Source organism: Indolivaga capnocytophagoides DSM 22835, from assembly GCF_000426485.1.
In the GTDB taxonomy this organism is placed as follows: domain Bacteria; phylum Bacteroidota; class Bacteroidia; order Bacteroidales; family Dysgonomonadaceae; genus Dysgonomonas_A; species Dysgonomonas_A capnocytophagoides.
Genome location: NZ_AUFL01000012.1, coordinates 44924 through 62405, shown reverse-complemented (window position 1 = coordinate 62405; position 17482 = coordinate 44924). Strand labels below are relative to the sequence as shown.

The following is a 17482-nucleotide window of genomic DNA, read 5'->3' as shown; positions in this document are numbered from 1 at the left end:
GACCTTAAAAGGCTTGTATCTGATCGGATTCGAATATCGAAACTCCCGCTGACTCTTGATTTGCCGAGCATAACATAGCTTTGGCTACCTGCCGGCATTCTACAGGACGATATTTCTTCCATTTGCCAGTCATGAAGAATGAGAAAGCCTTCATGACATAAGTCGATAGCTTTTCACCTAACCTAAACTCTTTCCTGTTGCCAGTGAGTAGTGACGGACGGAATATCTTTACCGATGGTAAACCCAATGCCTTGATTGAGTTTTCGCACTCGCCTTTGGTTCTGGTATAGAACACCGAAGATTGAGCATTTGCACCAATAGCGGTAATTATCAGGTACTGCTTTATTCCGTTCTCTTTGGCTATCTCTGCGAAAGTGATAGGGTATTCATAATCTACTTTACGAAAGGCTGCCTGAGAACCTGCTTTCTTTATGGTTGTACCTAAGCAGCAAAAGAGGTCATCTCCTTTTACCAAGTCTTTGTAACTTTGAGGATCGTCAAAGTCAATAACATATTCGGTAAGTATAGGATGTTCTTTACCCAGAGGTTTACGCACAAAGATCAGTACATGATTGTATGTTCCGCAGTCGAGAAGCATATCGAGCAGAAAGCCTCCGACTAATCCGGAGGCTCCCAACAATATTGCGGTTTTGTTGTTTTCAGTCATAATTTTTCACACCTAATAGTTTCATGGCATCAACATACTGTGCAATACCGACAGCCACTTTCTTGGCTTCCCGCATGGCAAGCACTACAGTTTGAGGGGTATGCACGACATCTCCACCTGCAAAAACTCCCCTTCTGGTAGTCATGCCGTAAGGGTGTTCGGATGTTGTGATATAGCCTTTGTCATTAACTTCTATTCCCAATGATGTAGATACAATACGGTTAGCAGGCTTAGAGCCGACAGCCATATATACCCTGTCCATAGGAATGGTTATTTCTCCATCGGGAGTTGCAATACGCATTCTGACCAGTTTTTGTTTACCGTTAACCTCTTCGCCTATCAGTTCCTGAGTATTAGCTTCCCACAGGAATTGTACACCTTCTTTCTGAGCTTCCAGAAACTCGGATCTTAGGGCAGGCATATCTTCTTCTTTCCGGCGATATATGAGAGTTACACTTTCTGCCCCCATCCGTAAGGCTGTACGTGCAGTGTCCATGGCTACATTTCCCGCTCCGATTACAGCTACCTTCTCTTTTGCCTTAAGGGGTACATCGGTTCTGGGAATATCATCACTGGCGAATAAACTGACCATCCGCAGGAAATAAGCAGATTGAGCAACACCGTATAAGTTGTCGCCTGTTATTTTAAGTGATTGCGGCAGAGCTGTTCCTGAGCCTATAAAGACAGCATCGAAATCTTCATCGCTGAACATGGCATCTACAGTGATACTTTCGCCTACAATACAGCTATTACGGAATGTAACGCCCAGAGCTTCTATCTTTTTAACTTCACGACGTGTAATTTCATTTGGCAGGCGATACTCAGGTATGCCGTACAGTAGTACACCTCCCGGTTCTTTCTGGCTTTCGAAAACAGTCACATTAAAGCCATCCCGAGCAAGGTCTCCGGCAACAGTCAGTCCGGCAGGTCCCGAACCTATCACTGCAACTTTACCTCTGGTTTTTGGCTTCAGTCGCTCTTTCGTTAGCCCCATTTCACTGTCGAAGTCGGCAATAAAACGTTCGAGTTTTCCTACTCGTACAGGGTTACCCTTTTTGTTGAGGATGCAGTGTCCTTCGCATTGTTTCTCGTGAGGACAGACACGTCCGCAAATAGCAGGCAGGTTACTTTTCTCGTTCAGTAACTCCATTGCACCGCCTATGTTTCCTTTAGATAGCTGATGTATCCATTCCGGTATTTTATGATCGATGGGACATCCCTGAACGCAGAGAGGATTCTTGCAATTGAGGCAGCGTTTTGCTTCATCTATTGCTTCTTTCATTGTATAACCGACGTGTAATTCGGCTAGTGCAGCTAATGTTCCTTTTTGTTGATCCTGATTCACTTCCATTGATGTGTTGATAATTCTTGTTCAAGTTTACAAAGATATGTAATTTTGTAATATGAACTTATCAAAATTGTAGATAGACAATAAATATCCCCTATAAATGTATATAGGGGATAACTATATTGAGAGTTTTATGTTTGTCTCTTTCTTATCTGAATTATATGCTGATAATTAACTCGTTTTAATTATTGGCAGGGATCAAAGTAATATCCATCTTAATATCCTTTATCGGACGATCCTTTTTGTCAGTTTTGGCTTGCTGAATCTTTTCTATAACATCCATACCTTCAACTACTTCTCCAAAGACAGTATATTCCCCATCAAGATGCATGGCTCCACCTTCTTTGGTATAAGCAAGGCGTTGTTCCGGAGAGAATACCAGTGTTGAATCCGTTTTTGCTGTTTCCTGAGACTGGGCGTACAATCCTTGCCGGAAAGCCGCTAATCCGTCTCTGTCTCCGCTGCTGTAAAACTCTTTAATCTTAGCTTTGTTGTCTGCCTGAAGATTATTGTAAAGTGCTTGAACCTGACGTTCTACACGCTCTGTTTCAATTTTGTTCAGTTCTTTTTCCGAATAAGTTTTACCTGTAACTATATAGAACTGGCTGGCTGATGATTCTTTTTCGGGGTTGCTGTCATTTCCTGTGCGGGCAGCGGCCAAAGCTCCTCTTTTGTTGAAATGTTTAGGAAATTTTATTTCGGCAGGAATTGTATATCCCAGATCTCCGCTGCCCAATGCTGTTGTATCTGAAGCATTACGTGAATTAGGGTCACCGCCTTGTATCATAAAATTCTTGATAACACGATGAAAGAGCAAATCTTTATAAAAACCTTCAGTAATCAGTTTTTTGAAGTTTTCCTTATGCAAAGGAGTATCATCATATAGTTTCAGCTTTATATTACCGAATTCCGTTGTTATCAAAACGAGAGAATCCTTTTCCTGCGAATGTGCGCTATTGGTGGTCATTGTTAAAATAAGTATAAGTAGTAGAAATATCTTTTTCATATTCTCGGGATTGAGATGGGTTATCCTGTAAAAAATTGCGATACAAATATAGCCTTTTAGTTTAATATTCGGTTTATCCTGTTCTGCTAAACCCTGTAGTTTAGCTTAAATTTATAAGGAAATCCGAGCTTGTTCTTTGAAAAAAGGTCTGAGACCTTAATTGTTTACAATCTGTACGACAACCAGCCTGCCATCGTCTTCTTTAGACAAAAGTATTTGCTTGTTATCGGTTAATTCGACAGCTTCATTTATGCCTATTTTCTTACCTTCGGTTTTATCCTCAAGATCTGTCAGCCGTTGGTTGACAAGAAGCCATTTATTTTGATGAAATACAAAGTATCCGACAGGCTTTTTGTCTTCATCCGACAGCCGTTCGTTCGGCCAGATATGGCGATTGACATGCCAAGGGTAAAGATATTGGTTATTATAAACCATCAGGCGATAATTATCGGGCGTAAATGTTCCCTGATGACGGGGCGAATATAAATTTAAGACGGGTAATTGTCCTTTGTAATCTGTTTCGCAGAACGGGCATCGGGGCCTGGTTGTATTATCGAAAACGAACCATTTGTGCCAGCATTTCGGATTTTGGCAGGGCTGAACCAGATCGACAGTTTTCAGTAAGGCGTCTTCCCATTCGTTAGCGGTTGGGCGTAAGTTCGGGTTATGTAATCCATCTATAAAAGCTCTATCAAATAATTCCTTTAAGTAAGGTCCACAAACAGTATAAGGTATTTTCGCAGGATCAGCCTGCGGCAATTGACTAGGTTGTAGTTGAGATACTTTTACTCTATTTGATGTATCGGTTGGATGTTCTATAAACAAGGCTTTTTCACCCATCGACAGTTCTTCGTCTTTACCAGCTTCCATTGCGTTTACTTTTCCTCCTCTCAAAGGGTGCCTATACAGCAGGTACATATAGATCATTACAGCCAAAGCGTGTCTGTCGGTCAGTATATTGGGCAGCTTACGATTTGGATCGTCCATTTTGAGGTGCTTAGTCATGATTACTTCCGGAGCAATGAAATCCGGAGTTCCGAGTACATCAGGCGCAAACTTTCCGGGAACGACCAGACCATCTATATCTATAATGGCTGCACGTCCGGAGGTAGGGTCTATCAGTACATTTTTGTAGGAAAGGTCGGAGTGAGCCAGCCCTGCGGCGTGCATTCGTTTTACGGCACGGCTTATACGGATACATATCTGGATGTATTTAAACCAGTCTCCTCGTTCTTCGGCAGCAAGGAAACGATTTTGATTTTTGGCGGAAGCAAACCATTTACCCTCTTTTTCTTTTCCTTTGATTCCCAGAAAGTCATTATTGACAGATCCGTATTTAAAGAAGAAATCGGGTTGATAAGTAGGGCAGACTAATCCCAGTTTACCTTTATATTCAACCATTTTGGTAGGCCAGCAAAAAAGGTCTTTCCAATAATCTCCGCCTTGCTGGGAAAAAATCCGTTCTCGATAAATTCCGGTGATGGTTTGCAGTCGGTCTTTAGCGTTGAAATCCTGCTTATCTCGAAAAAATCCCACTACATATGATTTATCCGGGCTGAAATAAACATCTTTCATTCCACCCGAACCGATAATTTCGTCAACAAATTCGACTGTAGAGCCGTCGCTTGCTTTCAGTGTAATTGTTTTATTGCTCATTATATCTTGATAAATATATTGCTTTTTTGCATTTTAGTTTTTGTCAGTCAACAGTTATCAATTGAGAACTCCTTATTGTTTATCGATCATTGTTAAAAAAAGGTTACAAAGGTAACAGCTTTTATGTACACTTTTCATCTGTAACTTTTTCTCTCTTGTAACTTCTACGCGCAATCAAAGATTGCTTGTATTCCTTTTGGCCAAAGCCCCAAAAGGAACCAAAAGGTCTTTGGCGCTTCGAGGCTCTGCCTATCTGACAACGTTCATGGGCGAAACTAAATAAAACTCGCTCTGCGAGCTCAGACAGCATTTAGTTTAAACGCCCGTTTCACTGGTCAGATTACGGCTTCACCTCTGTATGCACCCCGGCTGACGCACGATTTCGCCGGCGCAAGCCTCCTCGTCCGTCAGGTTTTCGACCTCGGCGGAAGCCCGGGGTACCCGCTGCACGAAGAAAGCGTTAAAAGACAGATAGATATCAGCGATAATCATGTTTATTTGTCTTAGCTTTCGAGAGCTCAGCGGGTCGGGTTGGAGACGCAGTCTTGATCTTTTGTTTCGTTTTGCATCAAGCCAAAATGAAAAACAAAGCCGGGAGGCTGCGTTAGTAAATAGCTAAACCTGAGAGTATAAAATAACGTTTTTATCAATCCAGCTACTCATTGACATTATTACTAATTATTAAAAAAAGTTACAAAAGTAACAGCTTTTATGTACACTTTTTGATGTCACTTTTTTCACTGTTAACTGATCACTGTTAACTGATCTTATCTCTATAGATAAAATAAGTAACAGCGAGTTGTTTTGTTGTGTCTAATAAATAATAGCTATGGTACGATCGTCATGATTGCCGGGAGACCAGAAATCGAGCCACTTCAATAATTGAGGTGCCGCATTTTCGTTGTCATCGGTCAATTCTACGGAAGATGTGATATCTTCCCACAAATTGTTCCATTTCTCAATTCTTTGCAAATTAGCATCAGTTTCGAATTTGGGATCGGTTACACCGTCTGTCATTAAAACGAGTGCGGTAAAATCTTCGATAATTTCGAATCGCAGCCGTTTGTATATTTCGGCAGGCTGCATCACTTCTCCCATCGTAAGAAATCGTGTCTGTCCTGCAAAGTCTCCTCCATCGGGGTCTCCCATTACTTTTACGAATCCTGTTTCTTTATTATACAGGGCAATACCTCCGTCTCCCACCCAGAAAGTTGCAACGAACCATCCGAATTTATATTTCTTAGCAACAGCAGCCAATAGGGTAGTAGCATAATCTTTTATCTGATTGTTATTCTCTACAGCTTCTTGCTCGATATTTTTATATGCTTTGAAAACGGCTGCACCTAGTATGTTGTAAAGTGCGTCTCCCAGCTTTTTTCGTTTGATCTCCGAATTCTCTTTCTGAAAATCTTTAACAAGTTCGTCTATTTCTTTATTGTATTTTGCCAGATGTATATTGCTAATGTCCGATACTGTAGTGCATGCTATCTCCGATCCTTTTCGGGAAAATTGGGCAGAGCCTGCTCCATCCGCAACAACAGTAACATACCAATCTGACTCTTCGTTGTGTAGTATACTGAAATCATCGTCCCTTGCTTTTCCTTCGTGAGCATGAGAGCGACCTCGCTGGCTGGCAGCAACAATGTCTTTTTTTTCGTGACTGCTTATACCAAGAAAGCCTTTCGACTTTTTCACTGTCACATATTCGCAGTCCGAGTCAGGCTTATAATAGGTAATATCTTCCGGTGTCGGGATATTGTTCCACAAAGCACGGGGATCGGGATTGATAATCAGTGTAATCTTTTTCTCGAAAACAGGTTCTCCTTCCTGCCAGCCTACAGGGTAACAAGATAATCTAATTTTGAAGTCTCCCGATACCGAAGGTGTACCCTCTATCATATCGGTTGAAGTATTGAATCTCAGTCCGGTTTCCTCCAGTCCTACAAATTCGAATTGCTCTATACCGGGAATGTTCAATTCCGTAAAATCGAATAACATCTGGTATGGCTGATTTACTTTACCATTATTGAATTGTATATGTACATTTTGCAACTGACGGTTGATAGTCTCGTATTTCTCTTCTTGGAAAGACGGTTGATAACGAGCTTTAGTTTCCTCGTCATCGGGTATGAGGGGTATAAAAGGCATATCATCAATAGGTGTTTCGGGGTTTATACTCGGTATTTCGGGTGCAGGTGCATCATCCTTCCGAAATTCATCCCATTTCTCAGAAAGGAAGTTCTTAATTTCTTCCGAATCGAAGAATTGACGCAGTAATTCTTCATTCTCAGATGAGTTTTCGAAGTAGGGTAATATTTTGTCAAAATCCATAACTTACTGGTTATCTCTTTTATAAAAAGGTACGCTTTATCCTCTGGTGCGTCCGATATCCATTCCTCCTCCCGATTCACGGAACGACAGCTGCATACCACACCACGGGCAGATGCTGTTCTGCTCATGTCCTACGCACATAATATTGCCACACATACAAAGCCCTATAGCTACTTGATTGGCACAACAGGGACACGAAGGAAATCCGATTAGTTCACTCGTATTGATACGTTTTCCGCTGAGGTTTCCGTCTCCATATCCATCTACCATTTCGAAGTAAGAATTGTCAATAGGATAACCACCGACAAATTTAAAGTGCCGTCCTCCTGCTGAGGTCATGTGCGAAAAATCATTTCTGTCGATTCTCTTTTGATATTTAAGCAGATAAGGTTGTTTTGTATTCTGGCATTTTCCCAGAATAACGGCAAAATTTTCATCTACTTTTATAGGTATATTCATTTCCTTCTCTATCTTGGTAAGGAAATCGTCTGTAAGCGGAGCCAGTTTCAGGTCATCACTGTTTAAGCTGCTTACACTTACGCTGGTGGTTTTAATGGACGCAGTTACCCATTTGAAAAAGGCTTTGAACGATACTTCGTCCGTATCCTTCAATTGCAGTACATTTTCGGTTATCTCTTTGAGAACCGATGTATCCATATTGTCTCCCATAGCAATGGCTATAAGATTGGCTTTACTGCGGTATTTACTGTTCCATCTTTCAAATGCAGCTTTGGTATCATCTGTGGGTGCTCCGTCTGTAAAGAGAAAAACAATAGGTTTCCAATCTCCTTTTGTTTCGGTTGTTGTCCTTTGTATGGCAGCATCCATATCATTCATCAGAAAGAGAAGCGCATTCCCTAAAGACGTTCCCCCGCCAATAGGTAATCGGGGAGGGTAGAAGTTCGATAACTCCTGCATTGAGCATAATTTCTTTGCCTTTCCAGCAAAGGCTATAATAGATAAATATACGGTTTCGAGGGCATAAGGATCTGTCCGAAGCTCTCGAATGATAGTTTCAACTCCATTCTGTACGTGAGTAAGAGGTTCTCCGATCATCGATTCGGATACATCTATCAGAAAATAAATAGGTAGTCGTCTCATTGGTTTATCCCTTTTTATACAATGATGAAACAGCTTATCAGATAACTGTATGGATTTCGGGTGGTGGAGGCGGCAATGCTATATCGCTGTTGACACCGATACTGCGGTTACCCACACTGACCGATGCCGATACCCATTTGAAAAACTGACGGAAAGTAGAACTATCTGTCGTATCGAGCGAATATACCTGATTGGTTAATGCCAGCAATGGCTGCGTGTCAGCTTTAACGCCTGCAGCACAAGCAATCACTCCTGCGAAGTTTCGCTTGCGTACTTCGGGTATCATCTGATTGTATTTTTGTAAATCGGATGGTTTTCCGTCTGTCATGATAAAGAGTAATGGCATCCAGTCGCCTTTTTCTTCGGCAGAGCTTAACTTTACCTCTGAGTTCACTTTCTGGCAAAGCATTTCGAGAGCTGCTCCCAGATGTGTCGGACCCGATTCGGGGGTAACTATGGGCGGTATCTGTAGATGTTCCAAAGCTGTAAGAGGCAGTAATTGCTTTACCTCTCTATCGAAAGTAATGATGCTCATATATACCGATTCGAGAGCAAACGGGTCTTGTCTGAGACTAGCAACCATCGACTCCAATCCAACCTTGACCGACTCGATAGGCTCTCCTCTCATTGATCCGGATGTGTCTAATAATAAATATACGGGTAAACGTCTCATTATTAAATGTTTTTTTATTTGTTAATCAGTAATATACTGATTCTATTTCTATTTTAGTTTTCTCATCAGAGAACAATATTCACTTCGGGTGGAGGCGGCGGAAGTTCGTTCAGTCCGGATATTTCCTGATGAGACGATTCTACCTTCTGGCTGCCGAAACTGATAGATGCCGATACCCATTTGAAAAATGCCTTAATGGTTGTACTATCGGCAGTGTCGAGCGATACTACTGTGTCGGTAATTTTCTTCAATATTTTGGTCTGGGCGTTTTGTCCTGCTGCACAAGCCACTACCATGGCACATTTGGTTTTTCTAAAATCTTCGAGTCCTCTTTCCCAATTGTCAGTCGGTGCTCCGTCTGTCATAATGAAAACGAGCGGACGCCAATCTCCTTTTTTCTCGGCTGTGCTTTTATGTACTTCTGCATCTATACGCTCTGCCAGCAAAGATAAAGCTCCTCCCAGGCAGGTTGTTCCGTTAGCCGAGATGGTCGGCATCTGAAACATCGACAATTCGGTAAGAGGTGTTATTTGCTGTGCCCTGTCATCGAATGTAATGATGCTCAGGAATGCAGTTTCGAGTGCATAGGGATCCTGCCGTAGAGTTGAAACCAATACTTGCACTCCGTTTTTAACGGCTTCGATAGGTTCTCCATGCATTGACCCTGAGGTGTCAAGAATTAAATATACAGGTAGTTTTCTCATATTTTGTTGTTTGTTATGTTGCTTTTTGTCTGATGTTTTATATCATCTTAGTTTCCAGCATAGCCTTCAATGTATTTGCCTGAATATCGACATTTTCAAGATCGGCAAGAAAATCGATGTCCGTTACTTTCTTGAGATTTTCTTTCAGCAGGTCGGCAATATCATCATCTATTTTCTTCAGATTGGATTTTATATTCTTCTCCAATTCAATATTCTTTATTGCCAGGTCTTTGATGGTCGATTCTTTTTTCGATAATTCGGCAATCCATTCGTCTTTATCCGTAAATAAGGACATTTCGACCTGCAGGAACAGGTTTTTGGACGGAACAAAAATAAAATACGTATCGTTATTCCGTATCCTGTATATTTCAGCAAGCAGATTTCCTATACGGATTCCTGCGAAGAAATCAATAGCATATGAATTCGCTGCAAGTATAGTTAACAACCCGCGTCCGATAGCTCCGTAAGAATTGCGGTAAACATCCGAACTCGAATAGCCTATTAAGGCTTCTTGTAATTGAGGATCTACTTCAAAGAAATATTCTTTGTAGAACTTGAGACCGAATATCGTTGTATTTTCAAGAAATGGATAATCACGAGATTGTGATGACAGTATTTTATGGAAATTATAGATAGAGCGTGAAACTTTCAAAGCCTGCTGAACTTTTTCTCCTTCGAAGCTGCCTTCCATGGCAATTGCTTTACGGAGTTTCTGCATCATATCGTTATTCAGTTCGATCTCCGATTTCATCATCCCTACTATGCGCTCGTTTTTCTTCTTTATTTTCTCGAGCAATTCTACCAATGTCATGGTAAACTGTATGTGATACAGCTCAAGTTTGTTTACATCCATATCAGGATTATCCTCAAATAACTTGTGAATAACCTGATTTTGCAGATATATATTCATGATCGTCTGGTCTTCAAAAAATACCGTCAGATCATATAATTGCTCAATAGTGCGGGTCGATGTCTCTAATATTTCGGCTCTGTTGTCATCCATTATCCTTTAGCGAATACCGGTCACATTTTTTCTTAATTCTGTTTCGAGTGATTGCAGTTCCTTGTCTAATACCTGACGGTTGCGCATACCTTCTTCATGTATACGTTTCACTTCGTCGAGAGTGCTGATCAGCGATTGAGTTGTTTTCTTCAACGTTTCGATAGATACAACTGTATTTTCATTTTCACGGGCAACCTCGATGCTGTTCTGTCTGAGCAGTTCGGCATTCTTTTCCAAAATGGTGTTTGTTGTTTCCGCCACTTTCCGCTGCATTTCGACGTTGGCCTTCTGTCTGTAAAGAGCTACAGCGATAGTCAACTGGTTCTTCCATACAGGTATCGTTGTCGAGATGATAGACTGTGCTTTGTCCGCAATTGCCACATTGTTGTTCTGTACCACACGTATTTGAGCCAAAGACTGCATCATCACATATCGGATGATTTTCATATCAGCCAATCGTTTGTCGAGCCGGGAGATAAATTCCCGCATATCACTGATCTCGTAATCCTTATACTGGGCGGGAGCTCCTTCCATCTCGGCCAGTTTGACCTGCAAATCCTGCATTTTCAACTGTCCGGCCATGATGAGTTCTTCTATTTGCTTGATGTATTCGATATTATTGTCGAACATGGTTTGCAGGGCGGTATTATCTTTGAGCGAGTTGATACGTCCGGCTTTTATCTTATTTGAAATCTTATCGACATTCGAAATAACGGTGTCGTATTTCTGGAATATCCTTTTCACATTTACCACCAGATTTTTAACCAATGGAATTTTGCTGAGGAATGATTTGAATGCGCTCTGATTCAGTTCGTCTACATCTATATAGTTCAGTTCGGTAAGCAAATCACTGATATGAGCTCCTACTTCTCCCGAATTAAATGTACGCACTGATGTGAGGAAGTCATTGCTGTACTTTTCCATTGTAGCCTGCAAATCAGCTCCGTAATTCAATACCGAGTTGACGTCAGTAACGACAAGACTGCGATTGAGCTGCGATAATTTGTCTATTTCATTTTGACTTAAATGGCTCAGATCAACATTGCCATCCCTGTCTATACGTTGCACAGCCGGTGTCTGGCTTGGGTTTACCGGTGCCATTTCGGGCATACTATTCATGTCCATATTTCTGTTGGTTAAATAATATAAGTAATAGAAAATATTTAATGAGATATTTCAAAACGATAACTAGCTGTTGCTGTTATGCTTGCTAAGTCAATAAATAGGTCTGTGACCTTGTTTTTGATTTATAGAACAATGCGTTCTTCGTAAAAATACAAAATCCTTTTTGCTTTTTATATCATAAGCAAAAAGGATTAGGAAAAATTATATCACTAAGCCTTATTTGGCATAATTTTGAGAGATACGCTGTATGGTTTGTCCTAAGAATACATCTTCAAAGGCATCTCCGATGGCATTGAATTTCCAGTCGTCTCCTTTTTTGTACAATTCTCCCATAATAAGGGCTTTTTTACCTCTGTATTGAGGTTCTGCTACTACATTATATTCTGCATATACACTGTCTACCTTAACGGGAGTTCCTTCGTACATTCTGATTTTAGCATATGGAACCTGAGAAAAGTCTTCTTCTCCGACATTGTTCAGAAAGAAAAATATACGATGGATATTACTTCCCAGTTTCGAAAGGTCTACTGTGATAATTTCATTATCAAGTCCATCATCACCACCTTTATCTCCTTCGAGGTCATCACCAGTGTGGCGCATTGCTCCTGTCAGAGAAACTAATTTACCTGTATTCAGACCAAATTGAGCAAGTAGTTCGGGACGATACAGCGGTGAGTACAGATGATCGCACAGGTTACCGTTTTCGTCATACATTACACAGCTTAGATCCAAATCTACATCTTTGGTTCTGGTTACTGTTTTTTTTCCGAAACCAAGGAATCCTCCTTCTTCTACCTGATATTCTATCGCACCCCAGTTTACACCTACACAAAATTGTGTGAGTTTCGCTCCTGAACTTTTTTCAAGATTGATGCGTTGTCCTTTCTGCAAATTTATAGCCATGATTGGTTATTTTTTATGTTTAAGAAATGAGTAGTTTATTTTAATCTTTAGTTATATTTTTGGAGATACTCAGCTAATCCGCCTTTTTGACCTACACCAACAGCTTCGAATTTCCATTCGCCGTTACGCTTGTAAAGTCGTCCGAATTCGACTGCGGTTTCGATCGAAAAATCTTCTTCAAGTTCGTATTTAAGAATTTCTTCGTTATTATCAGGATTATAAATCCGAACGAACGAGTTGCGTACCTGCCCGAAATTCTGTTTTCTGTTTTCGGCATCATGTATAGTCACTACAAAGCATAATTCGTTTACTCTCGAATCGAGTTTTGATAAATCAATTTTTATTGATTCATCATCTCCATCTCCATCTCCGGTAAGGTTATCCCCTGTATGTTCTATTGCTGCATCCGGCGATTTCAGATTATTATAAAATATAAAGAAATCATCGGCAACAAGTTTTCTATTGTCACCTAAAGCAAAAACCGAGCAGTCGAGGTCAAAAGCCTGTCCTGTACTTGATGAGTTTGTATCCCATCCTAAACCTACTGTAAACTTAGGCAGCTTTATCTCAGTTCGTTGCCCTTTTTCTAAATTTATAGCCATTATTATTTTATTTTCTTAATGAGACAATTGTGTAATGAGTTGGTAGTGATGATTTTTTACTTTAAACGTATTTATCCACAAAGTATTGTAATCCACCTTTGTATCCTATGCCCATTGCTTCGAATTTCCATTCGCCGCCACGTTTATAAAGACGTCCGAATTCAACGGCTGTTTCGATCGAAAAATCTTCATCTAATTCGTATTTTGCGATTTCTTCATTGGTTTGCGCATTATAAATACGGATGAATGAATTACGAACCTGCCCGAAATTCTGACGGCGTGTTTCATAGTCATGGATAGTTACCGTAAATACAATTTCCTGTATTTTAGGGTCGACTCTTGACAAATCAACAGTAAGTGTTTCATCATCTCCATCGCTGTTTCCTCCGGTCAGGTCATCACCCGAAGATTCAACAGATTCATCCGGTGATTTGGGATTATTGTAGAAAACGAAATATTCGTCCTTAGGTAGTTTCTTATTATCTCCAAGCATAAAAGCGCAGGCATCAAGGTCAAAATCGTGCCCTGTTCCTTCATTTGGATCCCATCCAAGTCCAACGCCTACTTTCGATAAACCGATTTCAATGCGTTGACCTTTAGTCAAATTTATTGCCATAATTATACTGTCTTATATTATATGTTAAGTAGATGAAAGTATCTGATGATATATTGTTTAAGTCAAACCACTTATTCTATTCGTCCCGGCTAAAGAGATAATCAGACTTGCTCCTTAATAGCTCTATAGTGTCCGGAAAAAAGACTATCCCGTTTTGACAAAGATAATAATTACTTCGATATACAGAATATCTAAATAGAGAGTAAGTCAAGGTCTGTTTCTTTTTTTATAATTATCATGTTTTAGATCTAAAATATGTTAAAAAGAAGAGGGCTGATGCCCTCAAATATCATAACGATTGTTATAAATGCAGTCTTCACTGAACTAACGAAATATAATTATTATCGATATAAGATTATGGGAAAAAAAGTAGCAGAACAATTGATTGAAACAATTAAACATGCAGGAATAAGACATATTTATGCGGTAACAGGTGATAGCCTGAATGAAGTGAACGATGCCGTTCGTAAAGATGATGATGTAAAATGGATACATGTGCGTCACGAAGAGACAGGAGCCTATGCAGCTTTAGCTGAAGCTGAACTGAATGGTATTGCCTGTTGTGCCGGAAGCAGCGGTCCAGGACACGTACACCTTATCAATGGATTATACGATGCTCAAAGAGCTAATGCATCTGTGCTGGCTATAGCATCGACTTGTCCTACGGGAGAATTCGGATCTTCATTTTTTCAGGAAACCAATACTATAAAATTATTTGACGACTGCAGCGGTTACAATCAGATTGCAAATACACCCATGCAGTTTGCCCGTATGTTGCAGGCGGCTTTACAACATACTGTTCATAAAAAAGAAGTAGCCGTACTGGGGCTTCCCGGCGATTTGGCGGAATCCGAAGCGTGTGATATTCATACATCGGTGCAGGTATTACCCTCCAAATCGGTATACCGTCCTCAGGATGCAGAGATAGCAGCTTTGGCAGAGTTGATCAACAGTACTGAGAAAGTAACGCTGTATTGCGGTATCGGGGCAAAAGATGCTCATGATGAAGTTGTTCAGCTTTCGAAACTTATAAACGCTCCTGTAGGATATAGTTTCAGGGGAAAAATGGCTGTACAATATAATAACCCGAATGAGGTAGGAATGACTGGTTTGCTTGGCCTTCCATCTGCATTTTCGAGTATGAATGATACCGATCTATTGATTCTTTTAGGTACGGATTTTCCCTATGCTTTGTTTATGCCCGATGATTGCAAGATTGTACAAGTGGATGTGCGTCCCGAACGTATAGGACGAAGAGCCAGAGTAAATATGGGTTTGGCAGGAACGGTAGAGGATACCTTACGGGCTTTGCTGCCATTGGTTAAGAAGAAAGAAAAAGATGATTTCCTTCGTGATCAGATGAAACTTTATGATAAAGTGAAGAAGAATCTGGCGGCTATGGCTGATCAACGGGGTAAAATAGATAATATAGCACCTGAATATGTTGCAACCATTATAGATAATCTGGCAAACGATGATACCATTTTTACCGTTGACACCGGAATGTGTTGTGTATGGGGGGCAAGGTATTTGCATGCAACCGGAAAACGCGAAATGTTAGGATCGTTCAGTCATGGGTCTATGGCGAATGCCATGCCGATGGCGATAGGAGCCGCCTTGGCTCGTCCCGATCAACAGATTGTGGCATTGTGCGGCGATGGCGGCTTGTCTATGATGATGGGAGATTTGGCTACAATCGTAGAGTATAAACTGCCCATTAAGTTGATTGTATTTGATAATCGCACGCTTGGAATGGTAAAACTTGAAATGGAAGTTGCAGGTTTGCCTGATCATGAAACTAATATGTATAATCCCGATTTTGCTGCAATCGCAAATGCTATGGGTATGAAGAGCCTATCGGTTAATGATCCGGAAAAGGTTGAGGAAACAATCTCGACGGCTTTTGCCATGGAAGGTCCTGTGCTGGTATCGGTCAAAACCGATCCGAATGCTTTAGCTATGCCTCCTAAAATAGAATTTGTACAGATGAAAGGTTTTGCTAAATCGATGGCAAGGTTGCTTTGGGCAGGACGTATTGATGAAGTTTGGGATACAGCTAAAAGCAACTTAAAACACTGGCGGGATTTGTTATAAATATTGATTTTATATAAACAGCAAATTCTGGAAATTTCCAGAATTTGCTGTTTATTATGTATATTTTATTTTTCAGGAAATTTAATCCTGAAGTTGGAAAGCCGTAATGACATCTTCACCCCAGCCTCCTCCAAACTTCTGAATATTAATATTGAGGGTCGAATCCGTTTTTCCGGCTAACAGATAATACCTCTTAGTGGCTGTAGTAGTATTATTGATAATCAGAATATTCTTAATCATCGCATGTGTAGCAGGCCATGCTACACCTGTAAGAGTTGTATTCCCTTCCAGATCGGAAGTATTTGTCGGATTGCTTCCCCCAGATGTTACACCATCACCAACAGTAATTTGTATCTTATAGGTTGTTCCTATAGGCAAGACTGTTGCCGGACAAAGAATAGTGAGGTTTAGCAACCATCGGCCTGTTGGTAGATCTATATATGTATTGGTATTAATAAATTTATTCTTAACACTTAATAGATTGAGAGTAATCCCGTTTTGCCTGATTCCTTTTCTGGAACCTTCAGGCGATATTACTTTCCATTGTCCGTATCCATCGTTGTCGGACGTCCATCCATATCCATTGGCTTCGCTTCCGTCTTGTAAACGAAGACCTATTACGGGAGTAGTCGGAGTTCCTGCCGTATTTATTTGTAAACGGGCATCAGGAGATAATGTTCCTAAGCCTATTTTGCCGGACGAAGTAACCACTACATCATCATAATAATTTACCGGCGTAGGGTGTACCTGAGTATCGTGCAAAGCATCGATATGTACTAATTGCTGGGGTTCATCGGTATTGATCCCGATTTGAGCAAAACTTATTGTTGATAATATCAAGAATAACAAAGAGATTATTATTTTCATATTTTGATGTACGATTGAGAATGAGTTTAATCACCTAATAATTGAAATGCAGATATTGTATTTTCCGAATAATTATTTCCAAAACTTTTAAGATAAACACTGGCTCCATCTGATCCGGAATATTGAATATCTCCTGCCTGAAAATCGTAGCGCTTAACGTTGCTCGATGTATTATTTATGATAAGATTACCGATAATAGACAAGGGCTGTTTATTATGAGCAATACCAGAAATATAAGATGGACCTTCGAGATCCGAAATCGGAGTAAATCGGGTTCTTACCCAAGCTCTTTCCATCAGAGAAATTGCCGAAAATTCGGCTAACATTGTTATCTGAATGTACCACTTTCCGGGAGGCAGAATTATATAGCTGCCCGTATTAACGAATGAAGAAGTGTTTAAAAATAGATTGACTCCTGTTACAGAAAGCTGCCCCATTACAGTAGGTACAGCACCGGCATATTGCCATGAAGCGGTTCCGTCGAAAGCCGAAGTTAACACCTTCCTTTCAGATTGCTTTCCATCGACTATTCGCAAAGCACGGTTTATAGTCGCACTTTTTATATTTAGTTTTTTCGTTGGAGTAACACCTATCCCTAAGTTACCTGTGCCATCGATAAATATATCATCCGGAGTAAGCGTTCCGGAAGTCGTATTATCTCCTGACGAGTCGATATATAGCGTACCTACCGGATTTTTAATATTGATACCTATCTGAGCATTACTTTTACAAACACTAAGTAATGAAAGAATCAGACATATGTTTAATTGTAATATTTGTTTCATA

General features: G+C 40.4%; 16 protein-coding genes. 1 reads left to right on the top strand and 15 read right to left on the bottom strand.

All coding sequences use genetic code 11. The features are described 5' to 3' along the window. Positions 1-4: 4 nt before the first annotated feature. From K322_RS0106995 to K322_RS0106935, 13 genes are all read right to left on the bottom strand, one after another. Entirely contained in the window at positions 5-667 is a 663-nt protein-coding gene (locus K322_RS0106995; RefSeq protein WP_035331584.1) for an oxidoreductase, read from the bottom strand. Further along, on the bottom strand, positions 660-2018 hold the full coding sequence (locus K322_RS0106990) for an NAD(P)-dependent oxidoreductase (RefSeq protein ID WP_084158528.1): 1359 nt from the start codon (positions 2016-2018) through the stop codon (positions 660-662). Before K322_RS0106990 ends, K322_RS0106995 begins: the two co-directional genes overlap by 8 nt. 178 nt (positions 2019-2196) lie before the next feature. Further along, on the bottom strand, positions 2197-2982 hold the full coding sequence (locus tag K322_RS0106985; RefSeq protein WP_051290689.1) for a peptidylprolyl isomerase: 786 nt from the start codon (positions 2980-2982) through the stop codon (positions 2197-2199). 195 nt (positions 2983-3177) lie between these two features. Further along, entirely contained in the window at positions 3178-4677 is a 1500-nt protein-coding gene (locus tag K322_RS0106980) for a helix-hairpin-helix domain-containing protein (protein WP_026626237.1), read from the bottom strand. A gap of 813 nt (positions 4678-5490) precedes the next feature. Beyond that, positions 5491-7008: a PP2C family serine/threonine-protein phosphatase gene (locus K322_RS18840; protein WP_051290688.1), complete on the bottom strand. Its 1518-nt coding sequence runs from the start codon at positions 7006-7008 to the stop codon at positions 5491-5493. 36 nt (positions 7009-7044) lie between these two features. After that, entirely contained in the window at positions 7045-8109 is a 1065-nt protein-coding gene (locus K322_RS0106970) for a TerY-C metal binding domain-containing protein (RefSeq protein WP_026626236.1), read from the bottom strand. A gap of 37 nt (positions 8110-8146) precedes the next feature. Next, on the bottom strand, positions 8147-8782 hold the full coding sequence (locus K322_RS0106965; RefSeq protein ID WP_026626235.1) for a vWA domain-containing protein: 636 nt from the start codon (positions 8780-8782) through the stop codon (positions 8147-8149). Between the two features lie 65 nt (positions 8783-8847). Further along, positions 8848-9486 (bottom strand): vWA domain-containing protein, encoded by a 639-nt coding sequence (locus K322_RS0106960; RefSeq protein WP_026626234.1) that lies wholly within the window; start codon positions 9484-9486, stop codon positions 8848-8850. A gap of 37 nt (positions 9487-9523) precedes the next feature. Beyond that, positions 9524-10489, bottom strand: coding sequence for a hypothetical protein (locus tag K322_RS0106955; protein WP_026626233.1), 966 nt, complete (start codon positions 10487-10489; stop codon positions 9524-9526). Between the two features lie 6 nt (positions 10490-10495). Further along, positions 10496-11614, bottom strand: a complete 1119-nt coding sequence (locus K322_RS0106950) for a toxic anion resistance protein (RefSeq protein WP_087880853.1) — start codon at positions 11612-11614, stop codon at positions 10496-10498. 216 nt (positions 11615-11830) lie between these two features. Beyond that, on the bottom strand, positions 11831-12517 hold the full coding sequence (locus K322_RS0106945; RefSeq protein ID WP_026626231.1) for a TerD family protein: 687 nt from the start codon (positions 12515-12517) through the stop codon (positions 11831-11833). Positions 12518-12564: 47 nt separating this feature from the next. After that, the gene (locus tag K322_RS0106940) at positions 12565-13119 is read right to left on the bottom strand and encodes a TerD family protein (protein ID WP_026626230.1); all 555 of its coding nucleotides are present in this window, start codon (positions 13117-13119) and stop codon (positions 12565-12567) included. 61 nt (positions 13120-13180) lie between these two features. Further along, positions 13181-13735: a TerD family protein gene (locus tag K322_RS0106935; RefSeq protein ID WP_026626229.1), complete on the bottom strand. Its 555-nt coding sequence runs from the start codon at positions 13733-13735 to the stop codon at positions 13181-13183. A 357-nt stretch (positions 13736-14092) separates the two neighbouring features. Here K322_RS0106935 and K322_RS0106930 point away from each other — a divergent pair, with 357 nt between their 5' ends. Continuing rightward, positions 14093-15829: a thiamine pyrophosphate-dependent enzyme gene (locus K322_RS0106930; protein WP_026626228.1), complete on the top strand. Its 1737-nt coding sequence runs from the start codon at positions 14093-14095 to the stop codon at positions 15827-15829. Positions 15830-15910: 81 nt separating this feature from the next. Here the strand turns inward: K322_RS0106930 and K322_RS20210 are convergent, their stop codons facing one another. Together K322_RS20210 and K322_RS0106920 are read right to left on the bottom strand one after the other, a co-directional pair. Then, on the bottom strand, positions 15911-16696 hold the full coding sequence (locus K322_RS20210) for a hypothetical protein (protein WP_026626227.1): 786 nt from the start codon (positions 16694-16696) through the stop codon (positions 15911-15913). Positions 16697-16722: 26 nt separating this feature from the next. Further along, the gene (locus K322_RS0106920) at positions 16723-17481 is read right to left on the bottom strand and encodes a hypothetical protein (RefSeq protein ID WP_026626226.1); all 759 of its coding nucleotides are present in this window, start codon (positions 17479-17481) and stop codon (positions 16723-16725) included. Position 17482 lies beyond the last annotated feature (1 nt).